The sequence below is a fragment of the Mammaliicoccus lentus genome, from assembly GCF_002902755.1.
In the GTDB taxonomy this organism is placed as follows: Bacteria; Bacillota; Bacilli; order Staphylococcales; family Staphylococcaceae; genus Mammaliicoccus; species Mammaliicoccus lentus.
In genome coordinates this window covers 1-18,960 of sequence record NZ_PPRS01000035.1, presented here as the reverse complement: position 1 = coordinate 18,960, position 18,960 = coordinate 1, and the positions used below count along the sequence as shown (strand labels likewise).

At 33.4% G+C, this 18,960-nt stretch carries 18 protein-coding genes and 1 rRNA gene; 8 read left to right on the top strand and 11 right to left on the bottom strand.

Translation table 11 applies throughout. The features are described from left to right. Positions 1–89, top strand: a 5S ribosomal RNA gene (gene rrf, locus CD135_RS09715); the annotation flags it as partial. Between the two features lie 142 nt (positions 90–231). Here the strand turns inward: rrf and ilvA are convergent. Genes ilvA through ilvD form a run of 9 tightly spaced genes read right to left on the bottom strand, consistent with a single transcriptional unit; the run spans position 232 to position 11,019 of the window. Beyond that, the gene (gene ilvA / locus CD135_RS09710; RefSeq protein WP_017001165.1) at positions 232–1,497 is read right to left on the bottom strand and encodes a threonine ammonia-lyase IlvA; all 1,266 of its coding nucleotides are present in this window, start codon (positions 1,495–1,497) and stop codon (positions 232–234) included. Between the two features lie 15 nt (positions 1,498–1,512). Further along, positions 1,513–2,082 carry a 3-isopropylmalate dehydratase small subunit gene (gene leuD, locus CD135_RS09705; protein WP_017001164.1) on the bottom strand — a complete coding sequence of 190 codons (570 nt, stop codon included), beginning with the start codon at positions 2,080–2,082 and terminating at the stop codon, positions 1,513–1,515. After that, the gene (gene leuC / locus CD135_RS09700; RefSeq protein WP_103269350.1) at positions 2,083–3,456 is read right to left on the bottom strand and encodes a 3-isopropylmalate dehydratase large subunit; all 1,374 of its coding nucleotides are present in this window, start codon (positions 3,454–3,456) and stop codon (positions 2,083–2,085) included. It lies immediately after the preceding gene. Positions 3,457–3,470: 14 nt separating this feature from the next. Then, positions 3,471–4,511 (bottom strand): 3-isopropylmalate dehydrogenase, encoded by a 1,041-nt coding sequence (gene leuB, locus CD135_RS09695; protein ID WP_103269349.1) that lies wholly within the window; start codon positions 4,509–4,511, stop codon positions 3,471–3,473. Beyond that, positions 4,508–6,040, bottom strand: a complete 1,533-nt coding sequence (locus CD135_RS09690; protein ID WP_017001161.1) for a 2-isopropylmalate synthase — start codon at positions 6,038–6,040, stop codon at positions 4,508–4,510. The genes leuB and CD135_RS09690 overlap by 4 nt, the downstream gene beginning before the upstream one ends. Positions 6,041–6,068: 28 nt before the next feature. After that, the gene (ilvC, locus tag CD135_RS09685; RefSeq protein WP_257504811.1) at positions 6,069–7,100 is read right to left on the bottom strand and encodes a ketol-acid reductoisomerase; all 1,032 of its coding nucleotides are present in this window, start codon (positions 7,098–7,100) and stop codon (positions 6,069–6,071) included. 11 nt (positions 7,101–7,111) lie between these two features. Then, a complete protein-coding gene (gene ilvN / locus CD135_RS09680) occupies positions 7,112–7,585 on the bottom strand; it encodes an acetolactate synthase small subunit (protein ID WP_017001159.1) in 474 nt (157 codons plus the stop codon). After that, on the bottom strand, positions 7,585–9,318 hold the full coding sequence (gene ilvB, locus CD135_RS09675; RefSeq protein ID WP_064204916.1) for a biosynthetic-type acetolactate synthase large subunit: 1,734 nt from the start codon (positions 9,316–9,318) through the stop codon (positions 7,585–7,587). The genes ilvN and ilvB overlap by 1 nt, the downstream gene beginning before the upstream one ends. A 12-nt stretch (positions 9,319–9,330) precedes the next feature. Beyond that, complete coding sequence (gene ilvD / locus CD135_RS09670; RefSeq protein WP_017001158.1) at positions 9,331–11,019, bottom strand: dihydroxy-acid dehydratase; 1,689 nt, start codon at positions 11,017–11,019, stop codon at positions 9,331–9,333. Positions 11,020–11,464: 445 nt separating this feature from the next. On the opposite strand from ilvD, the gene tsaE reads away from it, so the two are divergent. The 4 genes from tsaE to tsaD are packed head-to-tail and all read left to right on the top strand — an operon-like array spanning position 11,465 to position 14,021. After that, complete coding sequence (gene tsaE / locus CD135_RS09665) at positions 11,465–11,926, top strand: tRNA (adenosine(37)-N6)-threonylcarbamoyltransferase complex ATPase subunit type 1 TsaE (RefSeq protein ID WP_017001157.1); 462 nt, start codon at positions 11,465–11,467, stop codon at positions 11,924–11,926. Continuing rightward, entirely contained in the window at positions 11,907–12,572 is a 666-nt protein-coding gene (gene tsaB, locus CD135_RS09660; protein WP_103269348.1) for a tRNA (adenosine(37)-N6)-threonylcarbamoyltransferase complex dimerization subunit type 1 TsaB, read from the top strand. The genes tsaE and tsaB overlap by 20 nt, the downstream gene beginning before the upstream one ends. Positions 12,573–12,583: 11 nt before the next feature. Further along, positions 12,584–13,012 carry a ribosomal protein S18-alanine N-acetyltransferase gene (rimI, locus tag CD135_RS09655; RefSeq protein WP_369917454.1) on the top strand — a complete coding sequence of 143 codons (429 nt, stop codon included), beginning with the start codon at positions 12,584–12,586 and terminating at the stop codon, positions 13,010–13,012. After that, on the top strand, positions 13,005–14,021 hold the full coding sequence (gene tsaD, locus CD135_RS09650; RefSeq protein WP_103269347.1) for a tRNA (adenosine(37)-N6)-threonylcarbamoyltransferase complex transferase subunit TsaD: 1,017 nt from the start codon (positions 13,005–13,007) through the stop codon (positions 14,019–14,021). Before rimI ends, tsaD begins: the two co-directional genes overlap by 8 nt. 178 nt (positions 14,022–14,199) lie before the next feature. Here tsaD and CD135_RS13025 read toward each other — a convergent pair whose 3' ends face one another. Together CD135_RS13025 and CD135_RS09645 are read right to left on the bottom strand one after the other, a co-directional pair. Further along, positions 14,200–14,352, bottom strand: a complete 153-nt coding sequence (locus CD135_RS13025) for a hypothetical protein (RefSeq protein WP_017001154.1) — start codon at positions 14,350–14,352, stop codon at positions 14,200–14,202. A gap of 475 nt (positions 14,353–14,827) precedes the next feature. After that, entirely contained in the window at positions 14,828–16,750 is a 1,923-nt protein-coding gene (locus CD135_RS09645; RefSeq protein ID WP_103269346.1) for an ABC-F family ATP-binding cassette domain-containing protein, read from the bottom strand. Between the two features lie 162 nt (positions 16,751–16,912). On the opposite strand from CD135_RS09645, the gene CD135_RS09640 reads away from it, so the two are divergent. From CD135_RS09640 to tatC, 3 genes are all read left to right on the top strand, one after another. Beyond that, positions 16,913–17,545: a redox-sensing transcriptional repressor Rex gene (locus CD135_RS09640; protein ID WP_026023746.1), complete on the top strand. Its 633-nt coding sequence runs from the start codon at positions 16,913–16,915 to the stop codon at positions 17,543–17,545. Positions 17,546–17,557: 12 nt separating this feature from the next. Further along, positions 17,558–17,782 carry a twin-arginine translocase TatA/TatE family subunit gene (locus CD135_RS09635; RefSeq protein ID WP_017001151.1) on the top strand — a complete coding sequence of 75 codons (225 nt, stop codon included), beginning with the start codon at positions 17,558–17,560 and terminating at the stop codon, positions 17,780–17,782. 72 nt (positions 17,783–17,854) lie between these two features. Then, positions 17,855–18,634, top strand: a complete 780-nt coding sequence (gene tatC, locus CD135_RS09630) for a twin-arginine translocase subunit TatC (protein WP_017001150.1) — start codon at positions 17,855–17,857, stop codon at positions 18,632–18,634. Positions 18,635–18,960: the final 326 nt, after the last annotated feature.

Sequence of the window (18,960 nt, the reverse complement as noted above, 5' to 3'; positions counted from 1 at the left end):
ACCTGTTCCCATGCCGAACACAGAAGTTAAGCTCTTTAGCGCCGATGGTAGTTGGGCTTACGTTCCGCGAGAGTAGGACGTTGCCGGGCAAATTATTATAAAATGGATGCGATGAGCCGCACTCGAGACCTGTTAGGTCTCTTTTTTTTGATTTAATTTAAAGGAGTAATCTTTCTATTTCTATACATAAAAATACACCCTCTAAAGCTTATTTTAGAGGGTGTATTTGTATTATATGAGTAATGAGTAAAGCATCTTATTTTGATTAATATAAATGTATTTAGGGTCAAATTCACTAACATTTTTATAAAGCTGATCAAGATCATTATGGTCTTTTAATTGTATACCGATAATAACGGTACCTGTATTTTGACTCGATTTCTTTAAGTACTCGAATTTAGTAATATCATCATTCGGTCCTAAAACATCATTAACAAATTCTCTTAAAGCACCAGGTCTTTGAGGGAAATTAACAATAAAGTAATGTTTCATATCTTCAAATAGCAATGAACGTTCTTCTATTTCCTTCATTCTATTAATATCATTGTTGCCACCACTGACGATACATACTACATTTTTACCTTTAATTTCATTTTTGTAATGGTTTAATGCCGATACACTTAAAGCACCTGCAGGCTCAGCTATAATAGCTAATTTCGAATACATATCTAAGATTGTGCTACACACTTCACCTTCATCGATTGCGACAAAATTATCTACAACGTTTTTAGCGATATCAAATGTTAATTCGCCAACTTTACCTACTGAAGCGCCATCTACGAATTTATCTATATCTGTAAGTGCTACAACTTTATTAGCTTTCACAGATTGTGCCATACTGCTAGCACCTAATGGCTCAACACCAATTAATTGTGTAGAAGGGCTCTTATCTTTTAAATAAGTACCAACTCCAGAGATAAGGCCGCCGCCTCCAACTGCTGCAAAACAATAATCAAAATTTATATTTTCTTCAGAAGAAAAGTCTAGGATTTCTTTTGCTATAGTACCTTGTCCTGCAATTGTATTTAAATTATTAAATGGATCAATAAATGATAAATTAAATTTATTAGTGTACTCTAGTGCGTGTTTTAGACAATCATCGAATGTATCACCGATCAATTCAATTTGCACGAATTCTCCACCATGAAATTTAACTTGATTTATTTTTTGTGACGGAGTAGTAACAGGCATGAATATTACAGCTTTAATACCTAAATACTTAGCTGTAAATGCAACACCTTGTGCGTGATTACCTGCACTTGCGCAACTTACACCATTAGCACGTTGTTCATCAGTTAGTTGATTAATCGCGTAATACGCGCCTCGTAATTTAAAAGATCTTACCCATTGCATATCTTCACGTTTTAGATATACATTACAATCAAATTTTTGAGATAAGTATAAGTCTTTTTCAAGTGGTGTTTGTTTGACGGTATCTTTAAGTTTTAAAAATGCATCTTCGATATCATCGGTACTTAATCGAGTTTTTAAGGTCATTCTATCACTCCTATATTAGTTGTGCGTTTTTTCATATTCATTAATTTGGTCTTCATATGTTAATGTAATTGCGATATCATCTAGTCCATTAACGAGTTTATTTTTCCATGTTGCATCAATATCGAAGTGATATTTAGCTTCTGGTGTTATAATTTCTTGATTTGGTAAATCTATTGTAATTTCACTATGTTGAGCAATTGATTCTCTATCTGTTTTATTTTCAATAGCAATAGGAAGCATACCGTTTTTAGTACAGTTCATGTAAAAGATATCACTAAAGCTACCAGCTATTATAATAAGAAAACCAAAGTCTTTTAAAGCCCATGCAGCGTGTTCTCTTGATGAACCACAACCGAAGTTATCTCCAGAAATTAAAATAGATGCGCCTTTATATTCAGGTTTATTTAAATTGAATTCTGGATTTTCTGAGCCATCTGAAAGGTAGCGCCATTCATCGAATAAAAATGGTCCGAATCCTGTTTTAGAAATACGTTTTAAAAATGCTTTAGGAATAATTTGATCTGTATCAATATTATTATTTAATAGAGGTACAGTTTTACCATTAAATATATTAATAGGTTCCATTTAAATGACCACCTTTCTTGTATCTACAAATCTACCATTAATTGCAGCAGCTGCAGCCATAGCAGGGGATACTAGATGAGTTCTAGCTCCTTTACCTTGTCTTCCTTCGAAGTTACGGTTACTTGTAGATGCACAGTGTACTCCATCAGGTACTTGGTCTGGATTCATACCTAGACACATTGAACATCCAGGTTCTCTCCAATCAAAACCAGCGTCTTTAAATATTTTGTCTAGACCTAATGCCTCGGCTTGAAGTTTAACACTTCTTGAACCAGGGACAACAATAGCTGTTATATTAGAGTGGACGGTATGACCATCTACGATTTTACTTGCTTCGATTAAGTCTGAAAGTCTAGCATTTGTACATGAACCTAGAAATACATATCCTAAAGGAATATCTCTTGCTGTTTGACCTGGTTCAAGTCCCATATAGTTATAAGCTCTTTCATCATTTAAATCATTTATTTCAGGGAAAGGAGTACTAAAACTTACGCCCATCTCGGGACTAGTTCCCCAAGTCACTTGTGGTTCTAAATCGGTCACATCTACATTGATAATTTTATCGTAAGTAGCCTCTTCGTCCGAATAGAGTTCTTTCCATTCTTCTACTTTTTCTTCAAAGTTTTCAGGTTGGTATTCACGACCTTTAACATATTCAAAAGTTGTTTCATCTGGTTTCATCATACCGTATTTTGCGCCAGCTTCAATTGCCATATTACAAATGGTCATGCGTTCATCCATCGTCATATTTTCAATGGCTTCTCCAGCGAATTCTAATGCGTAACCAGTTCCAAAATCTACACCATGTTGATTGATTAAATAAAGAATAAGGTCTTTGGCATAAACACCATTAGGTAAACTTCCATCTACTTGTATTTTTAAGTTTTTAGGTTTAGTTTGCCATAGAGTTTGTGTTGCAAAAACATGTTCTACTTCACTTGTACCAATACCAAAAGCTATAGCACCAAATGCGCCATGTGTAGCTGTATGAGAATCACCACATACAATTGTTTTTCCTGGTTGTGTTAAACCTGTTTCAGGTCCAACCATGTGCACAATACCTTGTTCATCTGAACCCATATCAAATAACTTTACACCGAAAGCCTCACAGTTTTTTTGCAAAGCTTGAATTTGTTTATTAGCTATTTCATCTCTAATATTGAATATATCAACTGTCGGTACATTGTGATCTAACGTAGCAAATGTACGATCAGGTCGTCGGACTTTCCTATTTTGCAATCTTAAGCCTTCAAAAGCTTGAGGAGAAGTGACTTCATGTATTAGGTGTAAGTCGATATATAATAATTGTGGTTCACCTTCTTTACCGGCTATTATATGTCGATTCCATACTTTATCAAATAATGTTTGACTCATGTCGTTTCCTCCTTTTAAATTGATTTTTTAATAGTTTCGAAGACTTGAGATGTGCTAGATTGTCCACCTAAATCTTTTGTTGAAATACCTTCTTTTATTGTTTTAAATACGATATCTTCTAAATGTTGTGCACATTCTGGTTGATTTAAACTTTCACGTATTAACATTGCTAAAGATAATAACATGCCACTTGGATTTGCTATATCTTTTCCAGCGATATCAGGAGCTGAACCATGAATAGGTTCATATAAACTAGGTCCGTCTTCTCCAAAGCTAGCTGAAGGTGATAATCCTAATGAACCTGGGATAACCGATGCTTCATCGCTTAAAATATCACCAAATAAGTTTTCAGTTACAATTACATCGAATTGTCTTGGATTTGTTATAAGATGCATGCTGCAAGCATCTACGAGTAAATGATTTAAAGTTACATCAGGATATTGTTTTGAAACTGTTTCTAATGTTTGTCTCCATAATTTTGAAGAACTTAATACATTTTCTTTATCTACTGAAGTTACAACTTTATTTCTATGTTGAGCTAGTTTAAAAGCAACATGTGCTATTCGTGTTATTTCATCAACTGAATAAGCTAGAGTATCTACAGCTTTATTTTCATCGAAATATTTTGGTTCGCCAAAATATAAACCGCCTGTTAATTCTCTAACGATGATAAAATCTGTATTTTTTACTAATGATTCTTTAAGTGGAGAAAGGTGTGCAGTTGATTCAGTAACAATTGTAGGCCTAATATTAGCAAAAAGTTTAAGTGCTTTTCTGATACCTAATAGTCCATGTTCAGGTCTGTTTTTAGGATTTGTCCATTTAGGTCCTCCAACAGCACCTAACAAAATAGCATCACTGTTTTTACATGCTTCTAATGTATCAGGAGGTAAAGGTTCGCCATGTTTATCTATGGCGATACCTCCAAAATCTTTTGATACTACTTCATATTCAAAATTAAATTTCTTTGACAGGATTTCTAAAATTTCTAAACTACCTGTTAAAATCTCTGGGCCTATACCATCACCGGGTAGGGCAGTGATTTTGTATGTCATGACTTCACGCCTTCTTTCAATGTAGTTTCACTATGTTTCGCATGCGCTTCAACATAAGCTTTGCATGAAGCATATAAAATATCGTAATCAATACCGATACCTGTATATGTTTCATCTTCAAATTCAACTTGTACATGAACTTCAGCTTGAGCGTCCGTTCCTTCAGTAATTGATTCAATTCTATATTGTTGAAGAGTAGGTGAATAATCAAAAATTCTATCTATGGCATTATAAATTGAAATGATAGAACCAGATCCAATCGATGAATCTTGATAAGTTTTACCTTCTTTATCTTCAATAACGACGACTGCGCTTTGCAGGCCGTTAGATACGAATTGCAGTTGAAGAGCATTAACTTTATAATACGCATTTTCTTCATGTTCACTACCGCGTAAAATAGCGTGTATATCACGATCAGTTACTTGTTTTTTCTTATCTGCAATAGATTTAAACTGTTTAAACACTTCGACTTGTTCGTCTGGTGTTAAGTCGTAGCCTAGTTCTATTAGTTTTTCACTGAAAGCATGTTTACCGGATAATTTACCTAGAGGTAATGAATTTTTTACAACACCGACGAGTTGTGGTGTCATAATTTCATATGTTTCTGGATTTTTCAAAATGCCATCTTGATGAATACCTGATTCATGGCTAAATGCATTTTGTCCGACAATTGCTTTATTTCTAGGAACTTGAAAGCCTGAATAACGACTGACCATGTCACTTGTATTTTTTGTTTCTTCTAAATTAATATTAGTAGAAAGGTTGTAATGGTCTTTTCTTACATACAATGCAAGTGCAATTTCTTCGAGTGCAGTATTACCAGCACGCTCTCCGATACCATTTATTGCACCTTCAACTCTACGAGCGCCATTTTCAAAAGCAGCAAGGCCGTTTGCTACGGCCATGCCTAGGTCATCGTGACAATGAGAGCTATAAATCACTTCATGGTCACTTTCAACTGATTCAATAATTGTCTTAAAGAGTTGACCATATTCTAAAGGATACGAATAACCTACAGTATCTGGAATGTTGATTATATTAGCACCAGCATCAACAGCAGTTTGAATTGCTTTTATTAAAAATGGTAAAGGTGTTCTTGTAGCATCTTCAGGTGAAAACTGTACGTTTTCGAATAATGTTTTAGCATATGTGATATTCTCTTTAATCGATGCTAATACTTCATCTTCAGTCATTTTTAATTTGAATTCTAAATGGATAGGGCTAGTTGCTAAAAATACATGAACTTGTCTATGTTGAGCTAACTTTGTAGATTCATGTACAGCATCAATATCTGATTTTTTACATCTAGCTAAACCACATACAGCTGTTGTTGTTAATGCTTGTGAAATACTTTCCACTGATTTAAAACTACCTTCACTAGAAGCGGGGAATCCTGCTTCGATAACATCTACTCCCCATTTTTCTAGTTGTTTAGCAATTTTGAGACGTTCTTCGAATGAAAAGTTTACTCCAGGTGTTTGTTCTCCGTCTCTTAGAGTTGTATCGAATATTTGAATATGATCTGGCATAATTATCCTCTCCTTAAGTTACTATGATTTATTTGGACTGAATGCTTTTAGCTTTAACAAATGGCATCATGTCACGTAAATCTCTACCAACTGATTCAATTTGATGACCTTGTTGTTCTTTACGCATTCTTAAGAACTCTTTAAAGCCATTTTCATTATCTTTAATGAAGCTATCACTGAATGCTCCTGATTGAATATCTTTTAATACTGCTTTCATGTTGTCTTTAACATCTGGTGTAATAACGCGTTCTCCTGAAACATAGTCACCGTACTCAGCAGTATTTGAAATAGAGTAACGCATGTTTTCCATTCCGCCTTCATACATTAAATCAACGATTAATTTCATTTCGTGTAATACTTCGAAATAAGCAATTTCTGGTTGATATCCAGCTTCTACTAGTGTTTCAAATCCTGATTGGATTAACTTAGTAACACCGCCACATAATACAGCTTGTTCACCAAATAGGTCTGTTTCAGTTTCTTCTTCAAATGAAGTACCAATTACACCAGCACGAGTTGCTCCAATTCCTTTTGCATAGCTAAGCGCTAATTGAGTTGCTTTACCTGAAGCATCTTGGTACACAGCATATAAAGCTGGTACTGCGCTGCCTTCTGTAAATGTACGTCTTACAAGATGACCTGGTCCTTTAGGTGCTACTAGGAACACATCAACATTTTCAGGTGGTTGAATGACTTTGAAATGAATGTTAAATCCATGGGCAAATACTAATGCATTATTTGCTTCTAAATTAGGTTCAATTTCTTCTTTATATACTTGTCCTTGGATTTCATCTGGTAATAGAATCATTACAACGTCAGATTGTTTAACTGCTTCGTTAACTGGATATACTTCAAAGCCATCTTCTTTAGCTTGATCGAATGATTTACCTGGACGAATACCGATAACTACATCATATCCGTTATCTTTTAAGTTTTGTGCATGTGCATGTCCTTGAGAACCATACCCAACTACTGCAATTTTTTTACCTTGTAATGCGTCTTCTGTTACCGAGTTGTCATAAAATACTTTAGTCATAATAAAATGCCTCCAATAGTTAATTTGTTTTGTTTTTATAGTAATCCTGCAGAACCTGTTCGTGACACTTGTGTCACTGGATATATATCTAAATCATCCAATAGATTTTCTATTGTTTGATGGGTTCCAAAAGCTTGTAAATAGATGTGTTCTTCAACATCTTTTAAAATTGTGAGCTGTTCTTTATAAGGTTCGATCACTGATTCGAATTCTTGATAATTGCTAGGATGACCGAGCTTTATAAGAATCAACTCACGATTAAATAAATTTGTTTCTGTAATATCTAAAGCTGAAATTACGTTCACTTGTTTTTCTAATTGTTTAATGATCGTTTCGATACTACTTTCATCTGAAACATCGACGATAAATGTAATGTTAGTAATGCCTTCAGTTTCAGTTGGCGTTGCTGAAAGAGTAACAATGTTGTACTGTCTCCTTACAAAAATACTTGTAAGCCGGTTGAGTGTGCCCGCTCTATCGAGCACTAATGTCTTAATTGTTCTTTTCATTATTCCACGCCCTCCATCTTATAATTTGGTTGTCCACTTGGAACCATTGGTAGTACTGGTTCAGAAGGGGATATTCTAATTTCGATAAGAGCAGGGCCTTTATGTGCAAATGCTTCATCAAGTGTTGATTCTAATTTCTCATTTGAATCAATCATGAAACTTTTAACGCCATAACTTTCTGAAAGCTTCATGAAATCGGGTTGTCCAGAAAATACTGAATGTGAGAAACGTTGACTGTAAAATTTATCTTGCCACTGTTTTACCATACCTAGTGTTCCATTATTGATAAGAACAATTTTAATATCGTTATCAAATTCGTTAAGAATAGCCATCTCTTGATTAGTCATTTGGAATCCACCGTCACCAACAAAGGCAACAACTGTCTTATCAGGATATGCAAATTTCGCACCCATTGCAGCTGGAATTCCGAATCCCATTGTTCCAAGACCACCACTTGTAATGATTTGTCCATGTGTTTTAAACGGATAATATTGAGCGACCCACATTTGGTGTTGACCTACATCTGTAGAAACTAATGCATCACCGTCAGTGATTTTACCAATATATTCGATTGCTTGTTGTGGTTTAACAAAGTCATCTGTAGGTGTATCGTATCTGAATGGGTAAGTCGCTTTATTTGATAGACAATGTTCGTACCATTCGTTATGAATTAATTCATGAGCATCATATTCTAACAATGCTTCTAGAGTGAGCTTTGCATCGGCAATAACACCTAAATCAGTAGGTATAATTTTATTGATTTCACTTGGATCGATATCGACATGAATAACTTTAGCGTCTTGAGCAAACTCATCAGGTTTACTTGCTAATCTATCGTCAAATCTACTGCCAAAGTTAATCAACAAATCACATTCTGTAAGTGCCATATTACTTGCGTAAGAACCATGCATGCCGCCCATACCTAAGAATAATGGGTCAGAGTAGGGAATTGACCCTAATCCTAATAAAGTATTCACTACTGGAATTTTAAATTTGTTAGCAAATTCAGTGAGTTCTTTAGAAGCTTCTGCATGATTCACACCAGCTCCAGCTAAAATAATTGGTCTTTTAGCTACACTCATCATTTGAATGATTTGCTCAATTTCTTTATCTTCAGGATTTAAATTAAGCTGATAACCTGGTAAATCTAAATCTCTTGGTTCAACTTCAACTGTTTCTAATACGCCGATATCTTTAGGAAAATCGATTACAACTGGCCCCTTACGACCAGTAGAAGCAATATGAAAAGCTTCGTCTATAATCTTTGGAATATCTTTTACATCTGTTACTTGATAGTTATGTTTTGTAATTGGTGTTGTCATAGAAAGTAAATCCGCTTCTTGGAAAGCATCTTTACCAATACCTGGTCTATGCACTTGTCCAGTAATAACGATCAAAGGGATAGAGTCACTCATTGCATCTGCAATACCTGTGATTGTATTTGTAGCACCAGGTCCACTTGTTACAACAACCACGCCTGGTTTACCAGTAACTCTTGCATATCCTTCCGCGGCATGAACAGCACCTTGTTCATGCCTAGTTAAAATGTGAGGAACTTTACCATCATAAAAAGCATCATATAATGGAAGAACAGCGCCTCCAGGATAACCAAAGATATAATCAACTTTTTGATCAATAAATGATTGTACGAGTAATTCTGCTCCTGTGTAAGTTATTGTTTTTTCCTTAGTTGCTTCATCGGGTTCATTATAAGATTTAGTAGTTAGTGCCATGATAATCACTCCTTAAATTAATTCATCTGGTACTTTCATAATGCCACCTGTATTTGCACTTGTAACAAGGGCAGTATATCTAGCTAAATAGCCAGTTTTTACTTTTGCTTTAAATGGTTTGATATTTTGTTTTCTTTCGTGTAATTCAGCGTCAGAAACATTAACATCTAATTTACGATTAACTAAATCAATTACGATTTCGTCTCCATCGTTAATTAATCCAATAGGGCCACCAGCAGCAGCTTCAGGTGAAATGTGTCCGACAGCAACACCTCTTGTTGCACCAGAGAATCTTCCGTCAGTAATAAGTGCAACATCTTTACCTAAACCTCTACCTACGATGGATGAAGTAGGGGCTAACATTTCTGGCATTCCTGGTCCACCTTTAGGACCTTCATATCTAATAACAACTACGTGACCTTCACGTACTGTATGATTATCAATTGCTTCAACCGCTTCATCATGTGAGTCGAAGCAAATCGCTTTACCGACGAATTTACTAATAGATGGATCAACTCCGCCGACTTTAATAGCTGCACCATCTGGAGCGATATTTCCAAATAAGATTGATAAACCTCCAGTTTTTGAAAATGCGTTTTCTTTTTTATGGATAACATCGAGGTTTTTAATTTCTCTATTCTCGTTGTTTTCTCTTAATGTTTTACTAGTTACGGTAATTCTATCTGGATGTAATACATTATCCATAGTCAGCAATTCACCGATGATTGCTGGAACACCACCAGCTTCATGTACATCATGCATTGAGTAAGATGAGCTTGGGGCAATCTTAGATAAGTACGGTGTACGTTTAGCAATTTCGTTTACTCTGTTTAAATCGTAATCAATTCCTGCTTCATTTGCTAAAGCTAATGTGTGTAGAACTGTGTTAGTAGAACCACCCATTGCCATATCTAAAGCAAATGCGTCATCGATAGCATCTTTTGTTACGATATCTTTTGGTTTAATATCATTTTTAACTAAATCCATTAACTTGAATGCAGCATCTCGAATTAATTCTTTTCTTTGTTCACCAACTGCAATTGCTGTTCCGTTATAAGGTAGAGCTAAACCTAGCACTTCCATTAAACAGTTCATTGAGTTAGCAGTAAACATACCTGCACAAGAACCACAAGTAGGACACGCGTTTTGTTCCATATCCAAGAATTCTTCTTTACTCATTGATCCATCTTTAAATGCACCAACTGCTTCGAACATTGAAGATAGGTTTAATGCTTTTCCTGTTGAAGATAAACCTGCTTTCATCGGTCCACCTGAACAGAAAATAGCTGGTACGTTTGTTCTAACTGATGCTAGTAACATTCCTGGTGTGATTTTGTCACAGTTTGGCATGTAGAATACGCCGTCAAACCAGTGAGCGTTAATAACTGTTTCTGCTGCATCTGCGATAACTTCTCTACTTGGTAATGAGTAGCGCATGCCAATATGTCCCATTGCAATGCCATCGTCTACACCAATCGTATTAAATTCGAATGGAATACCACCTGCTTCTCTGATTGCTTCTTTAGCAACATCAGCTAACTCTCTTAGATGAACATGTCCTGGGACAATGTCGATGTAAGAGTTACAGATAGCAATAAACGGTTTGTTCATATCTGTTGGGTCTTTAATTTGTCCTGTTGCATGTAATAAGCTTCTTGCAGGTGCTTGTTGGTCACCTTTTTTGATCATGTCACTTCTCATATTTACACTCCTCTAGAAAATAAAAAAACAGCCTCCCAATATAATGGGACGCTGTTTACGAGTCCCATTCAAGTAGAAATAGGACTTAAACCATACAGTAAATTGCAAGTTACTGTTGTTCGAGTCCTACTGAGCGTAATAAAATTACTATTAAGCTATATTCAGTTGTCGGTTTATGTGCCGTCATATAGAATTTCATTACAACTCGTCCTTTCTTCTTAAATGAGAATTTTTATTTTTCGATATATTTTGAATAATTAAAAAATTTATGTACTAAATTTAACCCATATTTCGGGACATGTCAACAGAAGATTTGGATTTTTCTAAATATTTAGACAATGTAAGCGCTTTAGCGATAAAAAACCATTCATTACCCAATTTTTTAATTATTTGTTATAATAATTCAGTTAGTTTAACTTAGTAAAATTAAAGGTAGGTGTTACATTTGTATATTGAAGTTCAAACATTAGATCAAACGAAAAATATTGCAGAAAAATTAGCAAAGCATGTATCGAAAAATGATGTCATTTTGCTTAATGGTGATTTAGGGGCAGGTAAAACGACATTTAGCCAATTTTTTGGTAAAGCTTTAGGCGTTAAGCGAAATATTAATTCACCTACCTTTAATATAATTAAATCATACAAAGGAAAATTGCCTTTTCATCATATGGATTGTTATAGATTAGAAGATAGCGATGAAGATTTAGGTTTTGATGAGTATTTTAATGGTGATGGTGTTACATTAATCGAATGGAGTACATTCATTGAAGATTATCTACCTGAAGAGAGATTAGAAATTAATATTAAGAGATTAGATGAGCATACAAGAACGTTTGAAATTGTTTCAAAAGGTGAACACTATAAACAATTGAAGGAGTTGTTAAATAATGACGACATTACTGATTGATACTTCCAATCAACCATTAGCCGTTGCAATTATGAATGAAAACCAAATATTACTTAATCATCAATCAAATATAAAAAAGAATCACTCGTTACAATTGATGCCCGTAATTGAGAATATGTTAAAAGAAGCCAATATTGTACCTAAAGATTTAACTGAAATTGTAGTAGCAAATGGACCAGGTTCTTATACGGGATTAAGGATTGGTATCACTACAGCTAAAACTTTAGCATATGCACTTAATATACCAGTTTATGAAGTGTCTTCTTTAAAAGCCTTGGCACATACAACTGATATAAAAGAAACGCTAATCGTCCCTATATTTGATGCAAGACGTAATCATGTCTTTACTGGTGTATATAAGTATGAAGATAATGTATTAACAAATGTAATGGAAGATACGTACATCTCTATAGAAGCACTTAAAGAATACTTGGAGTCATTAAACAAAACATATATATATGTAGGGAAAGATGCTGAGAAGCTCCAAGATCAATTAGCAGGTGAAATAAAATCTTATTTACCAGATGCTTCTAGAATGTATGATATAAAAGAAGAACCTATTAAAAATGTACACGAACTAAAACCACGATATTTAAAATTATCAGAGGCGGAACAAAATTGGAAAAACAATCAGACAACACGTTAGAAATTAGAAAAATGTCAATGGAAGATGTCCCTCAAGTTTATGAAATAGAAAAGCAGAGTTTCACTAATAGTTCGTGGTCGATGGAAGCTTTTTATCATGAATTAGAGAAGAATGAATTTGCTCATTATTTTGTAGTATCGCTAGGTGAAGAAATTATTGCTTATTGTGGTTTGTGGCTCGTGATAGATCAAGCACAAATTACGACGATTTCAGTAAGTAGAAATTATAGAAATAGTGGAGTCGGTCAATTGTTATTAGAATACGTAATGAATTTTGCGAGTTCAACATGCACAACAATGAGTTTAGAAGTAAGAATTGAAAATGATGTAGCAAGACATGTATATGAAAAAGCAGGGTTTACTTATGGTGGCGTCAGAAAAAATTATTATGGCGACGGAGAGGATGCAAAAGTAATGTGGGTGAGTCTAAAAAATGTGTGAATCTATAATATTAAGTATTGAAACAAGTTGTGATGAAACTGCAGCTAGTGTGATTAAAGATGGTAAAGAAATATTAAGTAACGAAGTCGTAACACAGATGATGACACATAAGAAGTTTGGTGGAGTAGTACCTGAAGTAGCGAGTAGACAACATGTAGAAGTGATTACTCGAGTAGTCGATGAAGCTTTGAAAAATGCAGAGATGACTATGGAAGAGATAGATGCCATTGCTGTTACAGAAGGTCCAGGATTAATTGGGGCATTATTGGTAGGTGTAGCGAGTGCTAAAGCTTTAGCATTTAGTTACCAAAAGCCATTAATCCCAGTACACCATATTGCTGGTCACATATACGCTAACAATCTAATTCAGCCTCTACAATTCCCATTAATGGCGCTAATTGTATCAGGTGGTCATACAGAATTAATTTATATGGAAGATCATTTAAACTTTGAAATAATAGGTGAAACAAGAGATGATGCTGTAGGCGAAGCATATGATAAAGTAGCTAGAACAATAAGATTACCTTATCCAGGTGGACCAGAAGTAGATCGATTAGCAGAAATTGGGCAAGATAATTTAAATTTCCCAAGAGTATGGTTAGAAAAAGATAGTTATGATTTTAGTTTTAGTGGTTTGAAAAGTGCTGTTATAAATACACTTCATAACAAACGACAAAAAAATGAAGAAATTATACCAGAAGACGTAGCAACAAGCTTTCAAAATAGTGTTGTAGAAGTTCTTGTAGGTAAAACGATGTCTGCCATTAAAGAATATAAAGTAGACCAGCTAGTTGTGGCAGGAGGAGTTGCCGCAAACAAAGGGCTTAGAAAAGTATTGGCGCAAGAATGTGAAAGAGAACAAATAGAATTAAAAATACCACCTCTAAATCTCTGTACAGATAATGCTGCGATGATTGGTTCAGTAGCTCATTACCTTTATATAAACGGTAAGACAGCGGACATGAAGCTTAATGGAAAAAGTTCATTAGATATAGAAATGATGGATTAGAGTTGTTTTTAAACAATAAATTTTCTATTGGCAAGCTTGCACGAACAAAATCGTAAACTATAAAAAATAGGCATATCACTTTTAAACTGAAATAATCAGTTAAGTGATATGCTTATTTTTGTTTCAAATAGGCATGTATATGATAAATCTATTAAATACTATAAGTATTAAGATAATGCTATTGTTTTCGTGAATACTTACCTTCACTATTTGTGTAATCAGTGTAGTCTTGTATTCTTTCCTCATATTCATCTTTAGTTATAATTTTAAGATTTAGTAATTCTTTAGCCTGGGTTGAATAGCGCTCTATATTTTCATTATTTTCTTTCATGAACTACCATCCCTTCTGTTTCATGTCAGACCAATGATTAGTGAAATTAGCCAATTTAATAAAATATATAAATTTTGAAAATTAAAAAGAAATTGGTTACCTGAATTATAAGGCTTTTTAGATTTTAAATCTACTAATATTTTCTATATTATTAAAAAATTATGTTTAAATATATTTTTAATTAATAATCTTTACTTTCTTAGTATGAAGTACATGCTTAATTAATAAAGTCAATACGGAACATTTGTACTTGTGCACAAGTTAAGCACATTTTGTGGATAAACTAAGTATATCTTTTTAAATATTTGTGGATAACTTATTGTTAAAAAGAAAGGTTTGTGTAATTTACCTGTGGATAAGTAGGATAACTCTGTGGACTACTAGTAAAACAAGACTTTTTAATGTGAATAAAAATGTGGCTAAATATAAAAAAATAAAAGTATTAGAGTGTAAAAATAACTCTAATACTTTTAAATTAATCTAATTGATTTTGTATTTCTTCCCAATTATTCATACTTTCTTCGAGCAGATGTTCTGTATCTATTCTTTGTTTATTAATTTGATTACTCTTTTCAATATCATTAAATACTTCAGGCAAAGTAAGTTGATATTCATAATCTTCTATAAGTGATTCATATTCAGATATATTACTTTCTATTTCTTCAAGTTGTCTTTCTAATTTTCTTTTTTCTTTCTTTTGTTGTTTCTGATTAATATAGAAGTCATCATCATTAGTAGAAGCGGTTTGCTTTTTGTTACTTTGTTCATAGTTTTCGATTGCTTCTCGTTGCTCTAATTTTTCTAAGTAATATTGATAATCTCCCTGGAATAATTCGTTACCATCAGCAGTAATATTAAATATTTTGTTAGCAAGTTCATTAATAAAGTAACGATCATGAGTTACAAATAAGAGTGTACCTTCATAATTTTGTAGAGCTTGTTCTAACATTTCTTTTGAATCAATATCTAAATGGTTTGTAGGCTCATCTAAAATGAGTAAGTTATTTTTTTCTAACATGAGTAATGCAAGCTGTAATCTAGCTTTTTCTCCACCAGATAAATCATTGATTATTTTTTTAACTTCTTCTTGTGTAAATAAAAAACGCCCAAGAATCGTTCTAATATCTTTTTCTGGCATATGAGAATATTGATTCCAAACATAATCTAAAATCGTTAAATTAGATTTAAATTCAGCTTGTTTTTGATCGTAATAACCGATTTGAACATTGGAACCATAACGTATATCACCAGATAATGATTCTAGTTTTTGGGCAATCGTTTTTATTAATGTGGATTTCCCAATACCATTTGGACCGATTATAGCAATTCGGTCGTGTCTTTTTACCTCTAAATTTATAGGGGGTGTAATACGATTAGAGTAGCCAATTTCTAAGTTTTTAACAGATAAAACATCTTCACCCGTTGAACGGTTAATTTCAAAAGTTATTTGAGCGCTTTTAGCATCTAGCCTTGGTTTTTCGATTTTTTCCATTCTTTCAAGAACTTTTCTACGACTTTTTGCCATACCACTTGTTGATGCTCTTGTTATATTTTTCTCAACAAATGTTTCTAATTTTTTAATTTCACTTTGCTGTCTTTCATATTCAGCCATTACTTTTTCATAATGGGCATCTCTTTCTTTTAGAAATTTACTATAATTGCCGATATAACGCTTAACAGAACCAAGTGCCACATCATATACTTGATTAACAATTTTATCTAAGAAATATCTATCATGACTGATGATGACAATAGCACCCTTAAAGTGTATTAAATAATTTTCCAACCATTCTGTAGTTTCCATATCTAAATGGTTTGTAGGTTCATCAAGCAGTAATAAATCAGGTTCGCGTAATAACATTTGAGCCATTGATAACCTTGTTTTTTGACCACCGCTAAATGAATGTATTTCTCTTTCAAAATCTTCTTCAGTAAAATTCAAACCTGTTAACACTGTTTTTATTTTACTTTCATATTGATACCCATCTAATAGTTCATATTGATTAGATAAATATTCATATTGCGATAACTGTTCTTTATATTCTTCGCTATCATACTGTTCAGCATGTTCGCTTAACCATTTTGTTAAGTTATTCATTTTCTGTTCTAGCTTTATGATATGTTCGAAAGGTTTTCTCATTTCATTCATAACAGTATCGGAAGAATCTAATGTCATTTGTTGAGTTAAATAACCCATTGAAACATTTTTACCTTTAGAAAAGTTTCCAGAGTCATATGATTCAGTGCCAGCAATAATTTTCATCAATGTGGTTTTTCCAGCACCATTTCTGCCGACGATAGCTATTCTTTCGCCTGTTTTGACTTCAAAATCGACATCTGAAAATATTATGTCGCCGTCAAAAGACTTTTCTAATTTATTTATTTGTAAAAGTATCATATCTACACCTCTCTATTACTTATTATTCTACATGAAAACACTAAAGAAATGTATCTTATTTGCATACAATATTTGTATAGTTATTTCAAGAAAAGTTTGATATAATTAACCCAATAGATGTGAACGCAATCACATTATTTTATAGTAGAAAAGGTGAGGATTTTGGCGAAGAATGATGTGAAGATCCCAAAAGCAACTTTGAAACGATTGCCACTGTACTATCGATTTGTTAGCACTTTGCATAATTCAGGTGTGGACCGTGTGTCTTCAAAAGAACTTAGTGAAGGTCTCAAAATTGATTCAGCGACAATTCGTCGTGATTTTTCATATTTTGGAGAACTAGGCAAAAAAGGATACGGCTATAACATCAGTTATTTATTAAAGTTTTTCAGAACAACTTTAGAGCAAGATGATATGACAAAAGTAGCTATTGTTGGTGTAGGTAACTTAGGTACTGCACTCGTTAACTATAACTTTACGGTTAATGATAGAATGCAAATTGTAGCAGCTTTTGATCAATCTGAAGATGTAGTAGGTAATATGGTAGGTAAATTAACGATTGATAGCATGGACGATTTCGAGAAAGTACTTGAAGAACTTGGTATTGAAGTTGTAATATTGACAGTACCACAACAAGCTGCACAGAAAGTTGCAGATAGAATAACAAAAGCAGGTATTACTGGAATACTGAATTTTACACCTCAAAGAGTAAACGTACCTGAGAAAGTTCAAGTACATCATATAGATTTAGGAATAGAACTACAATCTTTAATCTTCTTTATGAAGAATCAATAGGAGGGTATCAAGATGGAAGCATTAGCGTTTATCAATACTGTCGGCATTTCAGGACCAGTTAGTTTATTATTTATAGGGGTAGTTGCACTGATTATTTTCGGACCGAAGAAATTACCACAATTCGGAAGAGCAATGGGTTCAACTTTGAAAGAATTTAAAGACGCTACAGATGGCATGACAAACTTCGACGATAAGAAAAATAACGACGAACAAAGTCAGGACAAAGAAGTTAAATAAAGCACGGACATAATGTTCATATAAATGTGGCGGGAATCCTGCCACATCTTTTTTTAGATTGGAGGTAAAGCGGTGAATAAAGACAACTTAACATTTGTCGAACATTTAGAAGAATTGCGTAAACGTATAATGGTAGTTGCTTACTTTCTAATCGGGGGATTAGTAATAGGTTTTTTCTTTGCAAAACCAGTCATTCATTACATTACGAATGATGATTTTACTCAATCATTAGAACTAAATGCTTTCAGAATAACGGACCCTCTTACAATATACATAGCAATGATTGTCGTAATAGCTTTTATAATTGTCTCACCAGTTATCTTATACCAGTTATGGGCTTTCATATCACCAGGATTACATCCAAAAGAACAAAAAGTCACTTTAAGTTATATTCCTTTTAGTTTAGGATTATTTATCATTGGATTATTGTTTTCTTATTTTGTTATTTTCCCTTACTTAATTTCGTTTACAATGGGATTGGCAGACGATATGGGCATTAAACAAACGATAGGCATTAAAGAATATTTTAGTGAGTTGTTTAAATTTACTATACCTTTCGGATTTGTATTTCAACTGCCTATACTGCTATTGTTTTTAACGCGATTAGGTATTGTGACACCAGTGTTTTTAAAGAAAAATAGAAAGTATGCATACTTCATATTGTTAGTCTTAGCTGCTTTAATAGCACCACCTGACTTTATGACGCATATGCTATTCACGATTCCTATGATTGTACTATATGAAATAAGTATTATGATATCTAAGGTTGGATATAAGAAATATTTAAAAGCAGAACAAAAGCTTATGGAAGAAGAATTAGGCATGGATGAAGATGAAACTGAAAAGAGCTAGGGATGTAAATCCTTAGCTCTTTTTTGGATAGAATTAATCAAAAAGCAAGAGTTGATATTGTTGTTTGATTAAATATTATATAAATCCAAGTAGTGGCTCCTTATTAGATTTAGTACCTCATTAATCCAAGTACACATACCTTTATTGGATTAACGATGACAATAATCCAACTAACCATACTCTTATTGGATTTACTAAGACAATAATCCAATTAACCATACTCTTATTAGTCAAGTCCATATTTATGTGTAATATCTTTAGAAGTAATCAACCATTGGTTTTTTAGAATGTATTAACAAAATAAATCTGTTTGATTTTTAGCAGAT